Origin of the sequence: Limnohabitans sp., from assembly GCF_040401135.1 — a bacterium.
In the GTDB taxonomy this organism is placed as follows: domain Bacteria; phylum Pseudomonadota; class Gammaproteobacteria; order Burkholderiales; family Burkholderiaceae_C; genus Limnohabitans.
Map to the genome: position 1 here is coordinate 25,838 of NZ_JBBAOV010000015.1, position 22,567 is coordinate 48,404.

The 22,567-nt window shown below is 52.1% G+C and carries 22 protein-coding genes; 12 read left to right on the forward strand and 10 right to left on the reverse strand.

The window, feature by feature from the left end; genetic code table 11:
• Positions 1-10: 10 nt before the first annotated feature.
• The 6 genes from ABWP81_RS05970 to lptF are packed head-to-tail and all read right to left on the reverse strand — an operon-like array spanning position 11 to position 5,560.
• Positions 11-940 (reverse strand): lysylphosphatidylglycerol synthase domain-containing protein, encoded by a 930-nt coding sequence (locus ABWP81_RS05970; protein WP_353131802.1) that lies wholly within the window; start codon positions 938-940, stop codon positions 11-13.
• The gene (locus ABWP81_RS05975; RefSeq protein WP_353140265.1) at positions 937-1,740 is read right to left on the reverse strand and encodes a phosphatase PAP2 family protein; all 804 of its coding nucleotides are present in this window, start codon (positions 1,738-1,740) and stop codon (positions 937-939) included. Before ABWP81_RS05975 ends, ABWP81_RS05970 begins: the two co-directional genes overlap by 4 nt.
• Positions 1,741-1,766: 26 nt before the next feature.
• A complete protein-coding gene (locus tag ABWP81_RS05980; protein ID WP_353131798.1) occupies positions 1,767-2,933 on the reverse strand; it encodes a nucleotide sugar dehydrogenase in 1,167 nt (388 codons plus the stop codon).
• Between the two features lie 60 nt (positions 2,934-2,993).
• Entirely contained in the window at positions 2,994-3,350 is a 357-nt protein-coding gene (locus ABWP81_RS05985) for a sirohydrochlorin chelatase (protein ID WP_353140267.1), read from the reverse strand.
• Between the two features lie 7 nt (positions 3,351-3,357).
• Positions 3,358-4,458: an LPS export ABC transporter permease LptG gene (lptG, locus tag ABWP81_RS05990; protein WP_353140269.1), complete on the reverse strand. Its 1,101-nt coding sequence runs from the start codon at positions 4,456-4,458 to the stop codon at positions 3,358-3,360.
• A gap of 13 nt (positions 4,459-4,471) precedes the next feature.
• A complete protein-coding gene (gene lptF / locus ABWP81_RS05995; RefSeq protein WP_353140271.1) occupies positions 4,472-5,560 on the reverse strand; it encodes an LPS export ABC transporter permease LptF in 1,089 nt (362 codons plus the stop codon).
• A gap of 24 nt (positions 5,561-5,584) precedes the next feature.
• Here lptF and ABWP81_RS06000 point away from each other — a divergent pair, with 24 nt between their 5' ends.
• The 6 genes from ABWP81_RS06000 to ABWP81_RS06025 all read left to right on the forward strand — a co-directional run bounded on the left by ABWP81_RS06000 (position 5,585) and on the right by ABWP81_RS06025 (position 10,972).
• The gene (locus ABWP81_RS06000; RefSeq protein WP_353140273.1) at positions 5,585-7,108 is read left to right on the forward strand and encodes a leucyl aminopeptidase; all 1,524 of its coding nucleotides are present in this window, start codon (positions 5,585-5,587) and stop codon (positions 7,106-7,108) included.
• Positions 7,109-7,116: 8 nt separating this feature from the next.
• Positions 7,117-7,554 (forward strand): DNA polymerase III subunit chi, encoded by a 438-nt coding sequence (locus tag ABWP81_RS06005; RefSeq protein ID WP_353140275.1) that lies wholly within the window; start codon positions 7,117-7,119, stop codon positions 7,552-7,554.
• 65 nt (positions 7,555-7,619) lie between these two features.
• The gene (locus ABWP81_RS06010) at positions 7,620-8,762 is read left to right on the forward strand and encodes a branched-chain amino acid ABC transporter substrate-binding protein (RefSeq protein WP_353140277.1); all 1,143 of its coding nucleotides are present in this window, start codon (positions 7,620-7,622) and stop codon (positions 8,760-8,762) included.
• 170 nt (positions 8,763-8,932) lie between these two features.
• Entirely contained in the window at positions 8,933-9,124 is a 192-nt protein-coding gene (locus tag ABWP81_RS06015) for a hypothetical protein (protein ID WP_353131784.1), read from the forward strand.
• Positions 9,125-9,290: 166 nt separating this feature from the next.
• A complete protein-coding gene (locus tag ABWP81_RS06020) occupies positions 9,291-10,337 on the forward strand; it encodes a rod shape-determining protein (protein WP_353131782.1) in 1,047 nt (348 codons plus the stop codon).
• On the forward strand, positions 10,337-10,972 hold the full coding sequence (locus tag ABWP81_RS06025) for a hypothetical protein (protein ID WP_353140279.1): 636 nt from the start codon (positions 10,337-10,339) through the stop codon (positions 10,970-10,972). Before ABWP81_RS06020 ends, ABWP81_RS06025 begins: the two co-directional genes overlap by 1 nt.
• An 11-nt stretch (positions 10,973-10,983) precedes the next feature.
• On the opposite strand, the gene ABWP81_RS06030 is transcribed toward ABWP81_RS06025, so the two are convergent.
• On the reverse strand, positions 10,984-11,439 hold the full coding sequence (locus ABWP81_RS06030) for a RidA family protein (protein ID WP_353140281.1): 456 nt from the start codon (positions 11,437-11,439) through the stop codon (positions 10,984-10,986).
• A 148-nt stretch (positions 11,440-11,587) separates the two neighbouring features.
• On the opposite strand from ABWP81_RS06030, the gene ABWP81_RS06035 reads away from it, so the two are divergent.
• Entirely contained in the window at positions 11,588-12,016 is a 429-nt protein-coding gene (locus ABWP81_RS06035; RefSeq protein WP_353140283.1) for a surface-adhesin E family protein, read from the forward strand.
• A gap of 112 nt (positions 12,017-12,128) precedes the next feature.
• The gene (locus ABWP81_RS06040; RefSeq protein ID WP_353140285.1) at positions 12,129-14,549 is read left to right on the forward strand and encodes a DNA internalization-related competence protein ComEC/Rec2; all 2,421 of its coding nucleotides are present in this window, start codon (positions 12,129-12,131) and stop codon (positions 14,547-14,549) included.
• Between the two features lie 7 nt (positions 14,550-14,556).
• On the opposite strand, the gene rho is transcribed toward ABWP81_RS06040, so the two are convergent.
• Complete coding sequence (gene rho / locus ABWP81_RS06045) at positions 14,557-15,819, reverse strand: transcription termination factor Rho (RefSeq protein ID WP_310614712.1); 1,263 nt, start codon at positions 15,817-15,819, stop codon at positions 14,557-14,559.
• A gap of 233 nt (positions 15,820-16,052) precedes the next feature.
• Positions 16,053-16,385, reverse strand: coding sequence for a thioredoxin TrxA (gene trxA, locus ABWP81_RS06050; RefSeq protein ID WP_353131772.1), 333 nt, complete (start codon positions 16,383-16,385; stop codon positions 16,053-16,055).
• Between the two features lie 69 nt (positions 16,386-16,454).
• Between trxA and ABWP81_RS06055 the strand changes: the two genes are divergently transcribed.
• Positions 16,455-17,108, forward strand: a complete 654-nt coding sequence (locus ABWP81_RS06055; protein WP_353140287.1) for a DsbA family oxidoreductase — start codon at positions 16,455-16,457, stop codon at positions 17,106-17,108.
• 19 nt (positions 17,109-17,127) lie between these two features.
• On the forward strand, positions 17,128-17,424 hold the full coding sequence (locus ABWP81_RS06060; protein WP_353131768.1) for a hypothetical protein: 297 nt from the start codon (positions 17,128-17,130) through the stop codon (positions 17,422-17,424).
• On the opposite strand, the gene ABWP81_RS06065 is transcribed toward ABWP81_RS06060, so the two are convergent.
• Positions 17,402-18,067 (reverse strand): superantigen-like protein SSL4, encoded by a 666-nt coding sequence (locus ABWP81_RS06065; RefSeq protein WP_353140289.1) that lies wholly within the window; start codon positions 18,065-18,067, stop codon positions 17,402-17,404. The two genes, ABWP81_RS06060 and ABWP81_RS06065, sit on opposite strands and share 23 nt — an antisense overlap.
• A 260-nt stretch (positions 18,068-18,327) precedes the next feature.
• On the opposite strand from ABWP81_RS06065, the gene ABWP81_RS06070 reads away from it, so the two are divergent.
• Entirely contained in the window at positions 18,328-20,244 is a 1,917-nt protein-coding gene (locus ABWP81_RS06070) for a secretin GspD/PilQ domain-containing protein (protein WP_353140291.1), read from the forward strand.
• 111 nt (positions 20,245-20,355) lie between these two features.
• Positions 20,356-22,428: a fused MFS/spermidine synthase gene (locus tag ABWP81_RS06075; RefSeq protein ID WP_353140293.1), complete on the forward strand. Its 2,073-nt coding sequence runs from the start codon at positions 20,356-20,358 to the stop codon at positions 22,426-22,428.
• The last annotated feature ends 139 nt before the right edge of the window (positions 22,429-22,567 follow it).

Here is a 22,567-nt window from a genome sequence, read left to right on the forward strand (position 1 = left end):
TGTAAAAACCTTATTGAGAAAATGTGGCTGGCGCCCCGTCCAGGCGATGCAAGGGCTTTTGGCTCCAGCCCAAAATGCGAGCCAATGTGGCTGATCCAACCGTGACGGCCAAGGCCATCAAATGGACGGCCAAAGCAGTGGCGGCGATATCGGGCCAAGGCAAAGAAGCTGTCCATTGGATGCCAAAAATAACACCGCCTTCGTAGGGCCCAAACCCTGCTGGCGGTTGCAAAGGGAGTGTAGCGGCGAGCTCACCGCCCACGGACCCGTGCAAGGCAGTGCGGAAATCGATGGGCAGCATGACCCAAAGTGGCCAAGCGATGGCGCAGGCTTTGACGATCCAATTTGAAATGGCGTAAATCCAGCTTTCCCAAGCGGGCGGTGGTGCTTGGAAGGGCTCGGTGCCTTCTTTACGCGACATGCGGTACATCAGCCAAGTCCAGCTCAAGGGCAAGATCCAGATGGCCAGCGCCATCATGGCCACCGCCAATGCCAAACTGATTTCCAGTGAAAACGGGGCAAACAATGCAACGGACAAACCACCCAACACGGCCATGTCTTGCACGCGCAATCTAAGCAAACTGATGCTGGCTTCGCGGATAGAAATGCCACCTTGCCTGTGCAGGACCCACACATAAATAGCTTCACCGCCGCGCATGGGCACGAGCACGACCCAAGCACTGTGACGCACCATCAGGCCCCAAGCTTCGCGCCAGCCCATGTTCAGGGTGTCGCGCCATTCCGTGCGAACGCGGCCAGCCCGAAGCAGATGACTGCCTGCCATGCCTAGCGCGCTGACTAGCCAAACATAAAGCGGCACGCGCTGCCAGGCTTCAATGGCCACAGGCCAATCGACGGCTTGCAGCATCCACGCCATGATGGCGATGGCGATCAGGGTGACGCCAATAGATGCCCAGAGTTTTTTAGAAGATTTTTTCATGCGGTGGGTTTAAAAGTTGGGCGCGACCACCACGCTTGAATGCGCCAAAGCACACTCGCTAAGGCTAGGCCGCCTAACAGCCACTGCCAAACCAAGGCCAGTGGCATGCCTTCGTCAAACGTGAAGGCAGCCCAAGCACCCAGGCTTTCTAACAAAACTGGCAGCCAAGGGAAGGCAAACTCTTTTTTACGCGGCCAAGGGAAAGGAAAACGCCAAGCCAGCCAGCCCACCATCAGACCTAGACCTCCGCCCACCAGAACATCAGCGGGCCAATGCGCCCCCACGGCGATGCGCGATGCCGCGATGGTTGAGGCAATTGCCCACGACAACCCTTGCAACCATCGTGGGTAGGCATGCGCACGGATCAAGCAGACCCAAAGCGTGCCCATGCACAGGGCAGCGAGAGCGTGGCCCGATGGCATGGAGTGGTGGTTGATGACTGGATTGCCAATGAAGTGGATCAGATCAATATCCAGAGCCGCGCCGGGCCTTGGTAGGCCAAGCCAAGGTTTGAGCGTGTGCGTCACGACGCCGCCGAGGATAAAGCCCGTGATCACCACACGCGCGCCCAAGTCGCCCCGACTCATGATGCTGACCAAGATCAGCACCGCCCAGCCCAAGCCTGAAACTGTGATGCAAGACCAAAACGTATCAGACATCAGCTGTGCCGCATGGTTGAGCCCAAGCATCCAGCTGGGGTGACTTTCTGAATGATGAGCCAAGACGCCAGCCCCAATGAGCAGAGCAGCTACCGCAAACCAAAAACGTGCTTTAGGTGGCTGCGAATCAGTTTCCTGCATGTGGGGTTTGACGCGGCTGTTCTGAATTAGTCGCTGCCAAACAAATCGCGCGTGTAGACCTTGTCTGCCACATCGTTAAGCTCAGGCGTTTGACGGTTGGCCACGATCACATCGCATTGCGACTTGAATGCAGCAAGATCGTGCGTGACCTCAGATTTGAAAAACTCTTCTTGCGCCAACAAAGGCTCGTACACGATGACGCGCACGCCCTTGGCCTTCAGGCGCTTCATGACGCCCTGAATGCTGCTGGCGCGAAAGTTGTCGCTGCCTGCTTTCATGATGAGACGGAAGATACCCACAGTGCTGGGTTTGCGACGCAAAATGTCGTCGGCAATAAAGTCTTTGCGTGTGCTGTTGGCGCTCACGATGGCGCCAATCAGCGTTTGCGGCACCTTGTTGTAATTGGCCAGCAGCTGCTTGGTGTCTTTGGGTAGGCAATAACCGCCGTAGCCAAAGCTGGGGTTGTTGTAGTGGTTACCAATGCGGGGGTCTAAGCAAACGCCGTCAATGATTTGGCGGGTGTCTAGGTTGTGCGAGGCAGCGTAGCTGTCAAGCTCGTTGAAATACGCTACGCGCAGGGCAAGGTAAGTGTTGGCAAACAGTTTGATGGCTTCAGCCTCGGTGCTGCCGGTGAAGAGTACCTCCACCTCGGGCTTGAGGGATGCTTCTTGCAGCAAGCCAGCAAACACCCGCGCTCGATCAGACACTTCACCCACCACGATGCGGCTGGGGTAGAGGTTGTCGTGCAAGGCTTTGCCTTCGCGCAAAAATTCTGGGCTGAAGAGAATTTGTTCAGTGCCTAGCTCAGCACGAATTTTTTCAGTGAAACCCACAGGAATGGTGGACTTGATAACCATCACCGCCTTGGGTGCGATACGCTTGACATCGGAGATCACCGACTCGACTGAGCGGGTGTTGAAGTAGTTGGTTTGCGGGTCGTAATCGGTGGGCGTGGCAATGATCACATAGTCAGCGCCCGTGTAAGCGTCGACAGGATCTAAAGTGGCACGCAAATTTAGCGTTTTTTCAGCCAAATAGGCCTCAATGTCGCGGTCATCGATGGGGGAGTGACGGTCATTGATGGCTTTGACGCGCTCATCGACGATATCGAGAGCCACAACTTCATGTCGTTGTGCAAGTAAAACTGCGTTAGAAAGACCGACGTAACCTGTGCCTGCGATGGCGATTTTCATAAGTTATCACGCAATTGTTTGGATCGGTGATTCTAACATTTGCCCCTCTCAGCCAGCGGCCTAACTCAACGCGATATCGGCGAGTAAATCTAAAAGCTTGCCCTGCTCGCCAACCGCAGGTTGGCAGGTGATATCTATTGCGGGATGGTCAACTTTTAAGGCTCTGATTAACTCAGGCAAGTCCTCACGCGCATGGCGGCCCACGCCTAAAAACATGGGAACCACACTTAGGCTAGTGGCTCCATCGGCCACCAAAGCATTGGCGACATGCGGCAAATCGGGTTCGGTCAGCTCTAGGTAGGCGCAACGCACCACGGTGGTGGGGGAGCGCTGAACGATACGCTCGGCCACTGCCTGTATGGGCTTGTGCCAGAGCGGGTCACGCGAGCCGTGGGCAAATAAAATAATGGCGTGCATAAAAACCTTATTGACGAATCACCAACCAGCCAAAAGCGGCCAGCGAGGCGAAGGTATAGAGCAAACCGGGGGCAGCAGCGGCAAACCAAGGTAGCCAGTTGTTGATGTTGCCCAAATAGCTGAAGACGTTGTTGAGCAAGAAAAAACTGATGCCGGCCAACACGCCGCCAAACACTTGGCTTGCAATGTTGCTGCTGCGGGAATGCAAGTAGGCGAAGGGCAAGGCCAGCACCACCATGACCAAGCAACTGAGCGGGTAAAAGACTTTTTTCCAAAATTCAATTTCAAAGCGCTGTGTGGCTTGCCCGTTAGCGCTCAAGTGTTTGATGTAATGGAACAAGTCCACTGTGCCCATTCGCCCAGGCTTGAGAATGGCAACGGCGAGCATTTCGCTCGTGATCTCACTGGGCCAGCGAAGCGTATCTTGTTGCGTGACTTGCAGCCTCTGGGTGCCAGCGGTGCCTTGCAGTGCTTGCCGTTCAGCCTGGCGAAGAAGCCATGCATCGTCTTCGATCTGAGCCCCTGCGGCTTTGCTGAGCGAAACCCATTCACCTGCTGCGTTAAATTCAAAGATCCGAATCTCTTGTGGTGAACCATCGGCAGACAGACGGTTGATGTTGAGAAACACTTTCTTCTCAGGCTGGCTTTCTCGTAGCCAAGCGCCGGTCTGGCCTACCTTGATTTGAGTGCCCAAGTATTTGGACTTGAGAAACTGCGCATATCGATCGCAAACGGGGGCCAGGTAGTCGCCAACAGCAAATGTGATGAGCACAAAAGCAAGGCCCAAACCCATCAGATTTCGCAGCGCTATGAGCGGTGTGAGTCCGCTGGTGCGCAAAATGGTGAACTCTGAACTTTTGGCCAACCGTGACATTACAAAAATGGTGCCAATCAACACGGTGATGGGCAGCAACTCATACAAGTGGCTGGGAACGGATAGCAGCACAAAACCAAAGACGTGTCTGAGTTGGTAGAGGTTGTTGTTGCCGCCTGCATTGGGCAACTCGTCAATGAAGTCAAAGAAAAAGAACAGTGCTAAAAAACAAAGTGTGACAAACGTCACAGAGACCCAGATTTCATGGTGAATGAGCTTGCGAATAGTTTTCATAAGTCAAGGGGCCTTAAACGCCAGCACGTCCCAAGAGTTGGCGCCAATTCCAGTTGTAATGACGAGCCGTGAGCCATGTGTAAGCCAACACGAAAACCCCACCATGCAAGGCGATAAAAAAGGGCAGCAGCTGCGCTTTGCCCGAGCCCACCCAGCTTTGCCCTAAGTTGATCAAGTTGAAATACACCACAAAGATAAGCAAGGCCTGGGCCAAATTGCCGCCGCGTCCCACGCGCGGGTTGGCGCTGGTGATGGCCAAGGCAATGATGATGACATTGAAGGCGGAAAACGCCACACCCAAGCGCCAACCCAACTCACCAAGATTGCCGTTGGTTGGGTTTTGTATCAGATCTAAGCTTGAGACGGTTTTGAGTGGCGTTTTGTCCTCCACCTTGGCGGACGGGTTGAGTTGCGTGGTGTAGCTTTTGAATTGGGTGATTTTCAAGTCGGGCTTGCCATTGTTTTGTTCAATGCGCTGGCCGTTTTCAAGTACCAAATACTGTTCATCCTCAAGGATTTCAATATGTCCCGTCTTGGACGATGTCATGGATTGTTTGTTGTGATCCGTCGAAGAAATGAAAACGTTTTTACCTTCTTTGTTATCGAGGCTTTCTTTATCAATAAAAAACACCCGTGTTCCACTGGCAGATTCTTGGAATTGGCCAGGTGCTACGCGCTCTAGGTCGCCTCTGCGTTCGTAGCGGTTTTTCAATTCGCCAATCTGTTGGTTAGACCAAGGCCAGATCAGCAGCATCAGCACAAAAACGCTCAGCAACATGGGCCAAGCAAAATTGAGCATAGGAGTTGCCAATGCGCGTAGGCCTTTGCCGCTGACCAGCCAAATCACCATTTCGCTCTCAAGATACATGCGTGACAAGGTGCCGACAGACGCAATGAACAAGCTCATGGTTAGCAAAATGGGTAATTGCCCCAGCATGGTGAAGCCAAGAATTAAGGTGACTTCGGCGGGGTTGACGCTGCCAAGGGAGGCTTGGCCCAGCGTGCGGATCAGCATCATGGTCATCACGATGGTGACCAGCACGATCAGCGTGGCGCCAAAACTGCGGGCCAGCTCTTTACGAATGGAGGAATGGAATAACATCAGCGACAGAGGAAAACCGCAATTATGAACTTCGAGCTCAAGACCCTAGATTTACACGCAGCAGCCACGCATAAAACCGATGCGTTGATTATCTTGGTATCTGCCAAGGACAAACCCACCCAAAGCGTTTTGGCGCAACTTATTTCTGAGGCACGCAAAAGCGGCGACTTAGACGAGTCGCCCGCCAAGCTCCTCAGCGTGTGGCGCCACCAAGGCGTGAGCGCTCTTCGCGTGGTGTTAGTGTCTTCTGGCGACGGCAGCGCCCGTTTGGTTCGCCAAGCCGTCACAGCTGCTGTGGCTTCGCTCAAAGCGGCCAAGCCTGTTCACATCACGGTGTGTTTGGCTGACGCCAACGAACAGCGTTTACAAGCTGCTGCCCAGGCCGTGGCCGATAGCAGCTATGTTTACACCGCCACCAAGCCTTCGGCCAAAGCCTCTGGCTTAAAGCGGGTGACGATGGCGTTGCCTTCGGCCGATCAAACCAAAGCAGCTCAGCACGACTTTGACCTCGCCTGCGCCCTAGTGGCCGGTGTGTCTTTGGCTAAAGAGTGGGGCAACCGTCCCGCCAACCACGCCACGCCCACGCATTTGGCCGAGGTGGCCAAAGCCTTGGGCAAGAAGGCTGGTATTCATTGCCAAGTGCTGGGCCCCAAAGACATTGAGAAGCTAGGCATGGGCTCGTTCGCCGCTGTGGCGCGTGGCTCGGTAGAGCCTTTGCGCTTCATCATCTTGCAGTACACCGGTGCGGCCAAAACAGTCGCGCCCACTGTTTTGGTGGGCAAAGGCATCACCTTTGACACAGGCGGTATTTCTCTCAAGCCTGGCCCGGCGATGGACGAAATGAAGTTTGACATGTGTGGCGCAGCCAGTGTGTTGGGCACCTTTGAGGCGCTGGCGCACTTAAAACCTGCCATCAACGTGGTAGGGCTGATCCCCACTTGCGAAAACATGCCAGACGGCACGGCTTTGAAGCCTGGTGACGTGATCACCAGCATGAGCGGTCAAACTATTGAAGTGCTCAACACCGATGCCGAAGGCCGCCTGATTTTGTGCGATGCGCTCACCTACGCGACACGATTCAAACCCAGCGCCGTAATTGACATTGCCACCCTCACGGGTGCTTGCGTGATCTCTTTGGGTCATGTGCGCAGTGGGTTGTTCTCCCCTTCAGACGATTTGGCCCATGCCTTGTTCGAGGCTGGCGAAACGGCGCTTGACCCTTGCTGGCGCTTGCCTTTGGACGAGGAGTACGCCGAAGGCCTCAAGTCCAATTTTGCCGATGTGGCCAATGTGGCTGGGCGAGATGGCGGCGCTATCACGGCTGCCAAGTTCTTACAGCGTTTTGCCAAAGACTACCCTTGGGCGCATTTGGACATCGCAGGCGCGGCGTGGAAGAGCGGTGCCGCCAAAGGCTCAACTGGCCGGCCCGTGGGCTTGCTGCTGCATTATTTGTTGGGTACAGCTAAAACTGCAGCTTCGTCAAAGGCAGCTAAGCCAATGGCAGTACCTAAAAAGACAGCTGCTAAAAAGTCTGCCGTTAAAGCCTAAGTCTGCGAATGACAGAGATTGCTTTTCACTTTAATGCACCTGATAAGTTGGCCTATGCCTGCCGCTTGCTGCGCAAGGCTGTGGCCAGCGGCGCACGCGTGGTGGTATCGGGGGCGCCTGCATCTTTGCAAGATCTAGACACCCTGTTGTGGACTTTTTCACCGTTGGAGTTTGTGGCGCATTGCCGCGCGGGCAGTCCGGCTGAGCAGTTGATGGCATCGCCCGTGGTGCTGGCCGCTCAAATTGAAGGGGGCCCCGAGTTACCGCACTACCAAGTGCTGTTGAATTTGGGCCATGAGGTTGTAGCCGGCTACGCGCGCTTTGAGCGCACCATTGAAGTTGTCACTCTGGATGACGAGGACCGTCAGCAGGCCCGTCAACGCTGGAAGCACTATGCGGATCGAGGGTATTCCATCACGCGGCATGATTTGAAATTGAAGGACTGAAGAACTTTCTTTGTTTTGGAGTTACGATTGAATTCATCGTTTTTCCAACCCTTAGGAGTTCTTGCATGCATCTCTCTTTCAAATTGACAGCCGTTGCAACTTTGGCCGCTATTGGCAGCTTAGCCCTCGCGCAAGAACAAGTGGTGAAAATCGGTCATGTGGGGCCCGTGAGCGGAGCTATCGCGCACTTGGGCAAAGACAACGAGTTGGGTGCTCGTTTGGCCATTGAAGAACTCAACGCCAAAGGCGTCAGCATCAACGGCAAAAAGGTCAAGCTCGAATTGGTGGCTGAAGATGACGCTGCCGATCCCAAGCAAGGCACCGCCGCTGCACAGAAGCTGGTGGACGCCAAAGTCAGCGGCGTGATTGGCCACCTTAATTCAGGCACCACCATTCCTGCCTCCAAAATTTATAGCGATGCGGGAATTCCCCAAATTTCGCCCTCATCCACCAACCCCAAGTACACACGCCAAGGCTACAAAACCGCCTTCCGCGTGGTGGCTGACGATGTGCACTTGGGCGGTACCTTAGGCCGCTACGCCGTGAAAGAACTTAAAGGCAAGTCCATTGCTGTGATCGATGACCGCACGGCTTACGGACAAGGTGTGGCTGAAGAGTTTGAAAAAGCCGTCAAAGCCGCGGGCGGTAATTTGGTGGGCCATGAGTTCACCACCGATAAAGCCACCGACTTCATGCCCATCTTGACCACGCTCAAAGGCAAGAAGCCGGACATCATCTTCTTTGGCGGCATGGACGCGGTGGGCGGCCCGATGATGAAGCAAATGAAATCACTCGGCATCAAAGCCAAGTTTATGGGCGGCGATGGCATTTGTACCAACGAGATGATCAAACTCGCCGGTGACGCCATGGCTGACGGCCAAGTGGTGTGCGCTGAAGCAGGCGGTGTGGACGGTGCCTTGAAGAAGGGCATGGAAGACTTTGGCGTTAAGTTCAAAAAACGCTTTAACGACGACGTGAAGTTGTATTCGCCCTATGTGTATGACGCGGTGTTTGTGATGGTTGATGCCATGCAACGAGCCAAGTCCAGTGAACCCGCCAAATACTTGCCAGAATTAGCCAAAACCACAGGCTTCAAAGGTGTGACTGGTACGATTTCTTTTGATGCCAAAGGCGATATTAAGAACGGCGCTTTGACGCTGTACACCTTCAAGGCGGGTAAGCGCGACCAAATTGCAGTGGTCAGGTAACGGGAACACCACCTTCGGGTGGTTTTTTTTCGCCCTTTTTGTAGTTTATGTCCATATAAATCAAGGGCTTGTTATTAATTTTGCAATTTGATCTTCATTTATTTCTAAATTGTGTCCACCAAATGAAAGTCTGATGCGTTGATTTCTGACTAAGTTCTTTGGAGCCTAAATTGGATAAATCAGTCGTTCAGATCGAATCGCCTAATGTTGCTGTGGAGCGTCGCTTCAAAATCGTGTCCTGCGAAAACACAGGCATCAAAGCAACCTTTGATCGTATTCGTGCTCAGTTGGTTCAAGAAGCCGAGCAGCGCAGTCGCCCAGCTTCGCGCATGTATTCAGGATTTCGAGCTGTCAAAGCCTGATCCAACTCAGTTATTTTAAAAGAGCACCTTTAAGGTGCTCTTTTTATTTGTATTCTAAATAGTTAATTTTTAATCAAAGTCAATGATTTCTATATGCCATGAGGTGTATAGACTGACTGCATCGAATTAAAGATAATTTCCCGCGATAACTAAATTACGCGAGGTTATGTTGTTACCTAGTTTTACCAAATTTTTCTCGACCGACATTGCCATTGATTTGGGTACAGCCAACACGCTCATCTACACCAAAGAACATGGCATCGTGCTCAACGAACCTTCGGTGGTAGTCATTAAAAAAGACGGTAAGGTTTACGGCAAAACTTCCGTTTTGGCTGTCGGCAACGAGGCAAAAGCCATGATGGGCCGCGTGCCAGCAGGCATTGAATGCATTCGTCCCATGAAAGACGGCGTGATTGCCGACTTCACCGTGACCGAGGTCATGCTCAAACACTTCATCAAGCTGGCGCATCCGCACATGCTTTTCAAGCCCAGTCCACGGATTGTGATTTGTGTGCCTTGCGGCTCCACCCAAGTTGAACGTCGTGCCATTCGCGAATCAGCCTTGGGTGCGGGCGCTTCTGAGGTGTACCTGATTGAAGAGCCCATGGCTGCAGCGATTGGTGCGGGTTTGCCCGTGACCGAGCCTTGCGGCTCGATGGTGGTGGACATTGGCGGAGGCACCACCGAGGTGGGCATTGTGTCCTTGGGCGGCATGGTTTATAAAAACAGCGCCCGCATAGGGGGTGACAAGTTTGACGAAGCCATCGTGAACTACATACGCCGTAACTTTGGCATGCTGATTGGCGAGCAAACGGCTGAGCGCATCAAAAAAGAAATTGCCACCGCATTTCCTACCGGCGAGGTGATGGAGATGGAGATCACCGGGCGTAACCTGAGCCAAGGTATCCCCCAAAGCTTCACCATCAGCTCAACCGAGATTTTGGAAGCCTTGACCGACACGCTTAACAACTTGGTGTCTACCGTCAAAATCGCTTTAGAACGCACCCCGCCTGAGCTGAGCTCTGACATTGCAGAGCGGGGCGTCATGTTGACGGGCGGCGGTGCATTGCTGCGAGACTTGGACCGTTTGATTTCAGAAGAAACCGGCTTGCCCGTGCTCATTGCCGAAGACCCGCTCACGTGCGTTGCACGTGGCTGCGGAATGGCACTGGATCAATTGCATAGCGTCAGCGGCATCTTTACAGCAGACTGATGCGTTTGTTGTTCAAGGCGCAGAGTCTTTGGACTTTGCTTGCTTATTGCGCATCGATTGGTGTAATTGCGATTGCAATGCCTGCGCAGGCTGCAAGCAATATGCAGTCTTCCAATATGGCGGGCGATGCATCGCGCATGGTGTTCAAAGAAAACGCCAAGAACAAAAAAGAGCCCACCTGTCAGCTCACCCTGATGCATGTTTACACCAGCAAATTTAATAAAAAACATACCCAGTTTGCGTTCACTGGTTCACTTGTGGCCAAGCGTGAAAAAGGCAGAGACATGGTGTTGACGGTCGTCGGGCAAAATCATCAGCTCACCCCAGGTGGCAAAGACATTAAACCGTTTCCTATTCCGCGCATTGAGCTAGGCGTATCAGATGTCAGTGTTCGACGCTACACAGAGCACAAGCAAAAGTGCAAAAAGGGTTATGTCTGCGCAGAATACAAAGACACCAAGAAGAACGACTTGCAAACTTGGGTGAGCGACGAGAAGAAAAACTTAAGCCTGCTGTTTCCTCTGGTCGTCAAGCAACCCCCGGTAGTGATTGACTTGTCTAAGTTTGGCCCTTCAGGCAAAGAGACCGAGCCACCGATGGCGCAGTTCAAAACCTGCACAGCCGCGTTGCGCTGATCTAGCTAGGCTTAGGCCAGCTCAGCAATCAACTCAATTTCCACGCAAGCGCCCAAAGGCAGCTGCGCCACGCCAAACGCGCTGCGTGCGTGTGCGCCTTTGTCACCAAACACTTGACCAATCAGATCGCTGCAACCGTTGGTGACCAAGTGGTGTTCGGTGTAGTCGGGGCTGGAGTTGACCAAGCTCATCACTTTGACGATGCGCTTGACTTTGTTCAAGTCGCCCACGGCAGCGTGCAACGTGCCTAATAAATCCACTGCCACCGCTCGGGCCGCCAGAGCGCCTTCGGCGGTTTGCATGGTCTTGCCCAATTGGCCAGTCCACACTTTGCCGTCAATTTTGGCGATGTGACCACTCAAAAACACCAAGTTGCCTGTTTGCACAAACGGCACATAGGCTGCGGCGGGCGCGGCCACGGGGGGTAGGGTGATGTTCAGGGCTTGGAGTTGGTCGTAAACGCTCATGTGGGATTCCTTATTTTGAGTGGGTGTCGCGGTGACTTCGTGAAGTGCGTCATGGCTTGATCGGGTTTAGTCTAGCAAGTGTGTTGGCTCAAGTTTTTTGCAGCCCCGCCGATACCCTAGGCAAGTCAAACTACCTTTATTGCCTTCCATGCATTTACGCCATGTCTCTGTTGTTGCTTTCGTGGTTGCCAGCTTGCTGGCTTGGGCTACGCCTGCTTCGGCCGAGTGGAGCGAGCTGGTGAAGGATGAGGACGTCACGTACTACTTTGACAAAGAAACCGTCATGCCGGTGCACGTGTCGCGCTATGCCTGGGTGCTGACTGATTTACCCAAGGGCGACAAAACGCCCAGCGGGGAAAACTACAAGTCGATGATGTTGCGCGTGCGCATGTATTGCAAGAACGACACCGTGGTGCGTTTGGCCGTGAGCTACTTTGACAAACAAATGGGCAAGGGCAAAGAAGTGGCTTCAGACGATGTGGCCGAGTTTCGCCCACGCGAGTTTCCGATTCGCCCCAACACCTACTTGGCTGCTTTGAAAAAAGAAGTATGCGGGGCCAAGGGAGCAGCGGGCTAAACCCGACCCGACAACGCCTTGGATGTATCAAGCCCCTGCCTATTGGTTGGGGCTTTTTAACTTGTGAGTGGGCATCTCACACATGCCGCAGTGTTGCACTGAACATGTGGATATGTTTTCTGTCATCACACCATTTACCTTGGGCTGGATAGCGGGTACTGCGTTGCAGTTGCAGCAGGTGCAGTTGTGGCCGGCAGACATGTATTGTGGTTTGGGTGCTGTGGTTGTTTTGGCTTGTGCACTTTTTTATCTATGGCGCTTGCGTGTGTTGGCTGAAAGTTGGTTGCAAACCGCTTTTTGGAGCGTGTTAGCCTGTACCTTGGCTTTCACCCTTGCTGGAGTTAGGGCGGGCCACTTTCTACAAACTGCTTTAAACCCTGCGCTCGAAGGCCGCACCTTGCAGGTGGTGGGTATCGTGGCCAACTTGCCGCAGCGCAGCGAGGACAGTGCGCGGTTTAAGTTTGAGGTTGAATCTGCCCGTGGGATGGATGGCACACAGGTGCACCTGCCACCACAGTTGTTGCTGGGGTGGTATGGCAATCGACGCCATGCCCATGGAGGGCACAACGGCAGCGACGATCAAGTACAACCACCTCCAGCCGATTTACGCCCAGGCGACCGCTGGCAATTGGCCGTGCGCCTCAAAACACCACACGGCCACATCAACCCACATGGTTTTGACTACGAGCTATGGTTGTGGGAGCAGGGCTTGCAAGCCACGGGCTATGTGCGCAACGGGGCCAAAGATGTATCGCCGCAATGGTTGGGACAAACATGGACGCACCCCGTAGAGCGCTTACGCCAGCGTGTGCGCAGCGCCATCGACGCGCAGGTGGCAGAGCCCGCGATGGCGGGCATTGTGGCGGCACTGTTGGTGGGTGACCAGGCAGCCATAGAGCGAGGCGACTGGGATGTGTTTCGTGCCACAGGTGTAGCTCACCTCATGGCAATTTCGGGCTTGCACATTACAGGCCTTGCTTGGCTAGCAGCTTTGTGTGTGGGCTGGGTGTGGCGGCGCAGCGATGTGTTGTGGCCCCGTAGGCCTTGGAGCTTGTGGTTGCCTGCGCCCATTGCAGCCAGTGTGTGTGCAGTTTTGCTGGCTTTGGCTTACGCCGTCTTTACCGGCTGGGGCGTGCCTGCGCAGCGCACGGTGTGGATGTTGGGTGTGGTTACTTTGTTGCGTTGCTACGGCCTACGTTGGCCTTTGATGCAAGTGTGGCTAACCGTGTGCGCGGTAGTGTTGGCGCTTGACCCGTGGGCGCTGATGCAAGTAGGGTTTTGGTTGAGCTTTGTCGCAGTGGGCGTGTTGTTTGCCTCTGGCGTGCAAGAGCACACAAGCTCGTTATGGGCCGCTGTACAACGCATGTGGCGAGAGCAATGGCTGATGAGTGTGTGCTTGGCACCACTGAGTTTGCTTTTCTTTCACCAAGTGTCGGTCGTTGGCTTGTTTGCCAACTTGCTGGCCGTCCCGTGGGTGACCTTGGTGGTCACGCCGCTGTGCATGTTGGGGCTGGTGATGCCATTCGCTTGGAGCCTGGCGGCTGAAGCTTTGCAGGGGTTGGTGTGGGTGCTCAAAGCGTGCGCAGCTGTGTCGTGGGCGCAATGGTCGGCACCTGCTGTACCGCTGTGGGCGGGCGCAGCAGCACTGATAGGCATGGGCACGTGGGCCATGCGTGTGCCCATGTGGCTGAGGCTGTTCGGCGTGGTTCTTGTTTTACCCGTGCTCAGTTGGCAAACGGCGCGGCCCGCGCACGGCACGTTTGAACTGGTGGCTGCTGATATGGGGCAGGGCCATGCGGTGCTGTTGCGCACTGCCACGCACAGCTTGCTTTACGACACGGGGCCGCGTTACTCTGCTGAGACCGATGCAGGCCAACGCGTGCTGGTGCCGCTGCTGCGGGCATGGGGCGAGCGGGTAGACCGAATCGTCATCAGCCACCAAGACAGCGACCACAGCGGAGGCGCACCAGCGGTGATGGCCATGCAGCCGCAGGCGGATGTTTTGACTTCCATGCCCGCAGAACACCCGCTGCAACAGTTGGGCCGCATGCAGCGATGCGAGCGCGGCCAATCGTGGCTGTGGGATGGCGTGAGGTTGGAGGTCTTGCATCCGAGCGCGGCTGACTACGAGCGCAAACTCAAACCCAATGCGCTGAGTTGCGTGTTGCGCATCAGCGCTGTCAATGCCTCTGCCGTGTTGGCAGGTGACATCGAAGCTGCGCAAGAGCAAAACCTCGTGCAAAGCGACCAAACGCTGCAAGCCGATTGGTTGCTGGTGCCCCATCACGGCAGTGCCACCTCTTCGACGCAAGCTTTTTTAGAGGCGGTTGGTCCCAGCGTTGCCGTTGTGCAAGCGGGCTACCGCAACCGCTTTGGGCATCCACGCTCTGATGTGTTGCAGCGTTACAGCGATTTGGGTGTGCAAGTGGTGCAGACGCCTCGTTGTGGTGCATCGACTTGGCGCAGTGAGCAACCCCAAATGGTGCAGTGCGAGCGAAATCAAAGGCCACGTTACTGGCATCACAACTTTTAAGGGCTTGTTAACCGCCGCGACGCATCATGTCGAAGAATTCGACGTTCGACTTGGTCGCCTTCATGCTCTTCAAGACCATTTCCATGGATTCGATTTCGTCCATGTTGTACATGAACTGGCGAAGAATGCGGGTTTTAGACAAGATTTCGGGCGGCAGCAACAGCTCTTCGCGGCGTGTGCCGCTGCGGTTGAGTTGGATGGCTGGGAACACGCGCTTTTCGTACAAGCGGCGATCGAGGTGAATCTCGCAGTTGCCCGTTCCCTTAAATTCTTCAAAAATAACCTCGTCCATGCGGCTACCGGTGTCGATCAAGGCTGTAGCAATGATGGTGAGTGAGCCGCCTTCTTCTACTTTGCGGGCTGCACCAAAGAAGCGCTTGGGGCGTTGCAAAGCGTTGGAATCCACGCCGCCAGACAGCACTTTGCCCGATGAAGGCACCACGTTGTTGTAAGCGCGGGCGAGGCGGGTGATGGAGTCGAGCAAGATGACCACATCTTTTTTCAGTTCCACCAAACGCTTGGCGCGTTCGATCACCATTTCGGCCACGTGCACGTGGCGGGCGGCGGGCTCGTCAAAGGTAGATGCAATCACTTCGGCCTTCACCGAGCGCTGCATTTCGGTCACTTCTTCAGGGCGCTCGTCCACCAGCAACACCATCATGTGGGCGTCGGGGTAGTTGGCAGCGATGGCGTGCGCAATGTGCTGCATCATCACGGTCTTACCGCTTTTGGGCGGGGCCACAACCAGGGCGCGTTGGCCTTTGCCGATGGGCGCAATGATGTCGATGATGCGACCGGTGATGTTTTCTTCACCTTTGATTTCGCGCTCAAGTTTCATCTGTTCGCGGGGAAACAGTGGGGTCAAGTTTTCGAACATGACCTTGTGCTTGTTGTTCTCAGGCAGGTCGTCGTTGACCTTGTCGAGTTTGGTCAGTGCAAAGTAGCGTTCGCCGTCTTTGGGAATACGCACTTCGCCTTCAATCATGTCGCCAGTGTGCAGGTTGAAGCGGCGTACTTGGCTGGGGCTGATGTAGATGTCGTCAGTACTGGCGGTATAGCTGGTGTCTGGGCTACGCAAAAAGCCAAAGCCGTCGGGCAGGATCTCGAGCACGCCGTCTGCAAATACTTGCTCGCCCGCGCGGGCGCGTTTTTTGATGATGGCAAACATCAGCTCTTGCTTGCGCATGCGACCTGTGTTTTCGATTTCGAGTTCTTCGGCTTGTTTCAGCACTTCGGACACGTGCAGTGCCTTGAGTTCGTTCAGATGCATCTTGGGACTCCAGTAGGGAGTTCGTTAAAAAAATAGGGGGGAGGTCGTAGCGAGGAGAGAAACACCTCTAGACCGGAATTCAAGCCCTGATGGGGAACCGAGTGGCCGGATAGGCTGCAAGGTGAATTCAAAAGTGATTATGGCAGGAAAAAAGCCTGCAGATTAAAGAATCTGCAGGCTTTCAGGGTACTCTTTTGGGCTGTTACATCAGACCACTAAGTTAGCTCAGTGGATCAAGCCAACTGTTGGTCAATAAAGGCAGTCAATTGGGCTTTGCTCATGGCGCCTACTTTGGTAGCAGCCAATTGGCCGCCTTTGAACACCATCAAGGTAGGGATGCCGCGGATACCTAGCTTGCCAGGGATGTCGCGGTTTTCGTCCACGTTCATCTTGGCGATTTGTAGTTTGCCTTCGTAGGCAGTGGCCACCTCGTCCAAGATAGGGGCAATCATTTTGCAAGGGCCACACCATTCGGCCCAATAGTCCACCAAAACAGGTGTGTCAGCCTGCAGAACGTCTGCTTCAAAGCTGCTGTCGGTGATGTGTTTGATCAAATCGCTGGCCATGGTTTTTGTTCCTCTTTTAGTTGGCGATAGAGCTACAGTTAGGCATTGTGGCAGAAAGCAAGTAACCCCATGAAAACTCTCACCATCGATGTTGTGTCAGATGTCGTCTGTCCTTGGTGCTACATCGGTAAACGACGTTTAGAACGCGCTTTAGCACTTTTGGCAGTTCAGTACCCCGATGTGGACCCGGAAGTAAAGTGGCACACCTTCCAACTCAACCCCGACATACCGCCCGAGGGCATGCCACGCGCTGACTATGTTTTTAACAAATTTGGTGCTGGCGGCATTGCCAAATACGAACACATTGCTTCGGTGGGCAAGGACATGGGCATTTCGTTTGCCTTTGACAAAATCACCCGACAACCCAACACCGTGGTGGCGCACAGCCTGATTGCCATGTCTGAGCCCGGCATGGCGCAAGACGCCGTGGTCGAGGCCTTGTTCAAAGCGTATTTTTTAGAGGGCCGCGATCTGACCGAAGCTTCTGTGCTGATTGAAATTGCTGTGTCTGCTGGTATGGACCGCGCAGAGGCGCAAGCACATTTGCAGAATTCAGACCTGCACAGCGAAACCATCGACAGCGATAAGGCCGCGCGTGAAATGGGCATCACGGGTGTGCCATTTTTCATCTTTAACCGTCAAGTGGGGCTGTCTGGCGCACATGATGGCGAAACTTTGTTGCAAGGCATGGTGGAGGCGATGAACGCCACCACTGAGAATTAATTTTTTTCGGAGCACGCCGATGTCTGATTCATCCTCCAACATGGTTCGCGCTTTGGTGTTGCGCGAGCTAGAAGCAGGCAAGCGTGACGATGGCTTGTGGCTGCAAGCCATGTCAGAAGCCAAGATGGACACCGCCAAAGCGCAAGTGCGCTACGTGGCGCTGCGCACGCTTGCGTTGCAAGGCGATGTGAAGGGCCTGTTGATTAAGCAAATTCGTGGCGCGGTGGCCAAAGACAGCAGCGATGGTGTGCGACTGAATAACGCGGGATTGGCCGATTACTTAAAAGCCAAAACTACTTCTTCAAAGAATAAGTAGGCCGTAAGTTAGGCGGCATCAGCAACACAGGCTGGCGCTTTTTCGGTTTGATCTGTGATTGCTTGATCGACTCGAACAAAGTGGCTTGCGCCGACGGCACGGGCAATGTGTATTCTTCGTAATTTTTGATGCGCGTTGCTGCGCCTTTGCGTTGCAGCAGCTGCGAGGTCATCATGTGGACGTAAGCGTCTTTGGCGTTGTCTGACAACGCATCCCATTCTTCGCGGAATGTTTTGATGTGGGCACGCAAAAACTTGCCTAGCTCTTCGTCCTCAACCTCATGCTGGATGGTTTCAAACGCTTTGTCGATAAAGGGCTGAATAGCATCTGGTTCTTGGGGAGCTTCTGACGCGCTGAGTGGGGTTGAGGTGTTTTGGGTGTCTTGAGCGTCTTGGCTGAGCGGCGTTTCGGGCAACGTGCCTATTGGGGCGGGATCTGTTGGTTCTGCATCCGCAGGAGCAGCTTGTGCTTCGCTAGCAAGCGTGGCTTCGTCGGGCGGAACCGAACCTTCGGGCACTTCGGTGGTGCTCGTTGGGTCTGGTGTTACTTTTAGGTTTTCTTCGGCCATCAAACGGTATCGGCGTGAATTGAGCGTTTCTTGAGTCCGCCACGAAAATTTAAAGGTGATGTGCTCGATCCCCATCTTTATCGGAAAGTTCTTCGATCTCTTTGCAGTTGTATTTGTCCCCAAGGCCTATGTGCTAACACGCAAAAAATTGAGGGTTATTTAAGTTTGAATTTTTTTTAATAAAAAAAGATACTCTAAATTTAAAAAAATATTAATTAGTATTTATAAATCAGGCGTATAAAAAAATGACCTTTTTGTAATTTATTTCGTCACTATTATTTTGTCTAAGACGGCTACATTGGGTGGAGATTTTTTTAAACTTCATTAAGGTTTCCATGAAAGTTCCTTTCCGCTTGCTTCCAGTTACGTTGATTGTCTTGGCAATGAGCGCCTGCTCAACGATGGACAACCCAAAAAGTGCTTTTAACTCTGCGCCCCTGAAGCCCGCCGATTACGTCAAACCCACTTTTGCTAAAAAAGCTGACCCTACCAATGCTCAAATGTTGTTGCGAAGTGGTACCGAATACTTGCAACAAGGTGATTTGCAAAAAGCTCACGGCGTGTTTAGTGTCGCTTTAAAACTTGACATCAATAACGCGGGGCTTCATTTTCTCAATGGGTTGACCTACCAGATGATGTATGAAGCGGGTGATGAAGCAAGCTATGACTTGGCTGTAGCTGGTTACAACACGGCACTTTCACTGGATAGAAATTTAGAGCCGGCGCTTCTCCAGTTGGGAAAACTTAATCTTGTTGGCAAAAAATATGTACTAGCTCAACAGGCTTTTTCTGAAGCTTACCAAAGGAATTCAAATTCAACGCCAGCATTAATGGGGTTGGCGCAAGCATCAATCTTAGCTGGCGACATGAAATCTGGTTATTGGGCAACGGTTCAATTGGACGCCATGAATTTTAAGAGCCCTGAATTTTTGAGGCTCAAGGCCATACAAGCAGCATTGGCACAAAGCCCACAAGCAGCCAAGGAGTTCGCTAGACAGTATGAGCTGGCAGCAAAGGGTCAGGGCCTTAAAGAAGATGCAGACTATGTCAATTCTCGTGTTGACAAACTGCTGACTATGAAAACAAGTTTTGGTTCTTCAGATTTGAACGGCGTTTTATTAGCGCAAGCGGATACGGGTAATAAAACAAAAGAAGTGCCTAAAGAAGCGGCTCCTGAAGCGGCTAAAACCGCGGAGCATCAATTGTGGTGGCGTTGCGATCCTAATCCTGGTTTGACTTTGCAAAAGGACGGGTTGCCACAACTTCAATTGCCAACCACAGAAGAAAACGCCACCACATTGACCTTGCCTAAACCTTGTGCGGGTGAGAAGCCACCAATGGCCATGATCGAAGTGACAATGATTCGGACCGAAGAATCAATGACCCGAAATCAAGGCATCAATTTGTTGGATGGTTTGAAAATGATCAAAGACACATTTCTGTACGCTGATAGAGGAAGAGTCATTGGCAACGACGATGTTATAGCCACTAGCGCAGCATCACTGGTCTACTCATTAAACATCGCAAATTCCCTGTTTGCTAAAAATGAAGTGATTGCACGTCCAAGCCTTTCGGCTGTTGACCGCTTGCCTTCTGTATTTTTCAGCGGCCGTACTGTATCAATTGCAAGCGGTACAGTGAATACTGGTTTTACATTGTCAGACAAGTCAGTGGGTACCAGTTTATCCATCACGCCTACTTTCGTTGATGATGAAAATGTTTTGTTATCCATCAGGTCCAGTCGTTCATTCATTGAACCTAGCGAAGACGCCAAAATCGCTCTTGTTCAATCAAGGAATGCAGTCAATGCCAGCGCCAGAGTGAAGTTTGGTCAAACTTATGTTTTGAATGGGATGATTGAACGTGAAAAAGACAACGTCAACTCTGGCGTGCCACTTTTGATGGATATTCCTATTATTCAAAATTTGTTTTCAAAGAGTGTGAAGATTGACTTTAATCGTCAAATTTTGACCCTGGTGACGGTTCGCCGGTTGGTTGATGACAGTGACTCCGCCTATCTTGCAAAAAATCCATCGGGCACAATCAACGGCCATAAACTGGCGGCTCAAGTGCAGGAATTTATGGATCTTCAATCAAACCAAACCGTGATGGATGAAGTGTTGACTGGACTGAGAAAAGACAACACCTTGTATATGCGTCTTCGCAACCGTGATGTCATTCAAGAGAGCTACAGCTCCCAATCGGTGATCCAACGAATTTTGATGGACCTTAAAGAACTTGCTTATTTTTAATGTCTATTCATAATTCTTGTTAAATAAGACTCAATGAAGTAAAAGACCCTGGCAAATTGCTGGGGTCTTTTTTTGAGTTGAAATCTCCCTCTCTTTTAAAAAATCTACCTGATGATTTATTTTTCAGTCACCATCTTCACGAGTGCCTTTCTTTTGTTTATGGTGCAGCCCATCATTGCTAAACAAATTCTTCCTTGGTTTGGTGGTTCGTCCGCTGTTTGGACCACCTGCATGGTTTTCTTCCAGATGATTTTGCTGTTGGGTTACTGGTATGCAGATTTTGTAGTGCGCAAACTGTCCAACCGAACACAAGCCATTTTTCATTCGGTGATCGTCGTCATTTCTTTAATTTGTCTTCCCATCATTGCAAGTGATGTTTGGAAACCTACCGCTGATACAGAGCCATCTACAAGAATTTTGTTGCTGCTTTTGGTCACTGTAGGTTTGCCTTATTTGCTGCTGTCGACCACGGGGCCATTGGTGCAAGCTTGGTTTGCGCGTTGTTATCCGAAAGCCAAGGTGTATAGGCTGTTTGCCCTGTCTAACTTTGCTTCACTTCTCTCTTTATTAGCCTATCCGCCTTTGATTGAGCCGCACATTGATTTACATAGCCAGGCGTGGCTGTGGAGTAGTGTTTATGTTGTTTATGCCTTGCTCATCATTGTGTCTGCATGGCACTCTAATCGCCACCAAGTTGTGGGCGGACCATCTTATTCATCTGCCACACCATCAGGCATAGGTGTCAAAGCGCCTACCAAACAAGATTACACGCTTTGGCTTTTGCTAGCGACCTTGGGCTCAGTCTTGCTTCTGTCTTTTACCAATCACATTACACAAAACATTGCTTCTGTTCCGTTTTTATGGATCGTGCCTCTGGTGCTGTATTTGGTCACGTTTATTTTGGTATTTGATGTGGGCAGTTCTCGGGGTAAAAGTGGTTGGTATTCACGGTCAGTTTTTATACCCTTGTTATTTGCTTTGCTGGTCATCACCACGTACGGCATTTACGACGGTTATGCCTCCACCATGAATATCTATCTTGCATTGCCATTGTTTTGCATTTTGCTCTTTGTGGCTTGTATGTTTTGTCACGGTGAGTTGGCTGCGCTTCGTCCTGATTCCCAGTTCATCACCCAGTTTTATCTCTGCTTGTCGATTGGCGGCGCTGCGGGTGGTTTGATGGTGGGACTGTTAGCCCCTTTGGTGTTCAATACATTTGCTGAACTTCCATTGGCGCTTATTTCTTGCGGACTTTTGGCCATCTTTGTGATGTGGAAAGCGCCTTCGCTTGGCATTACGGCTAAGGCCAACACGGCTTTCATGGGCTGCGCCGTTGCTCTAACTTGTTCCATGAGCTGGTTGTTGTGGCAAGAGTCCAAAACGTCAGAAGGAACGCTGTTGCAGCACAGAGATTTCTATGGAACTTTACGGGTTGCAGAATCTGACAAAAACATGACGCCTGAATCTGTGCGTGATCTGTATCACGGCGTCATCAGCCATGGCTGGGAACACACATATGAGCCACTGCGCTCTAAGCCTGTCAGTTATTTTGGTCCAGACACCGGTATCGCTAAAACAATTACTTTTTACCAGAAAGACGAGCCCTCTATTCGCATTGGTATTCTGGGATTGGGGATCGGCATTTTGACCGCCTATGGTCGAGAGGCGGATAGTTTCCGTATTTACGAGTTGGTCCCCGCGGTGATTGATATTGCTAAAAAGTATTTTTGGTATTTAACCTCTTCTAAATCAAAAATTGATTATTTGGTAGGTGATGGGCGTTTGAGTTTGGAAAGAGAACCATCCAATCAGTTTCATATGCTCAGTGTGGATGCATTTTCTTCAGACTCGATTCCGATGCACCTCATGACAGTTGAAGCTTTGCAAAGCTACAAAAAACAAATCAGAGATGACGGTGCGATTGTTTATAACGTCACTAACCGCTTAATCAATCTAGCCCCCATGGTCAAGTTGATTGCAGAACAGGAAGGCATGGAAGCCGTTTTAATTGCCAATAGGCCTTCAGAGCCAGACCTTTACCGCACGGATTTTGTAGTGGTTACCCAAAACAAAAAATTAATCGCTGAATTGAAAAAGGGCCAAGACTACAAGCCGATTGAAACCTTGCCAAAGCTCAAGGTTTGGACTGATAACTACAACAATCTTTTTGATGTTTTGCGTTGATAAGCTTGTTATGGCTCTACAAAATGAGTTTCTCAATGGCTCCAAATTTTAGGAAGGCCTATGAGCACTCAGATTGTTTTAAATAGGTGACGGGCCCGACCCCCAGCACTGGCTCCACAGTTAGGGCTGCTTGGTTCCC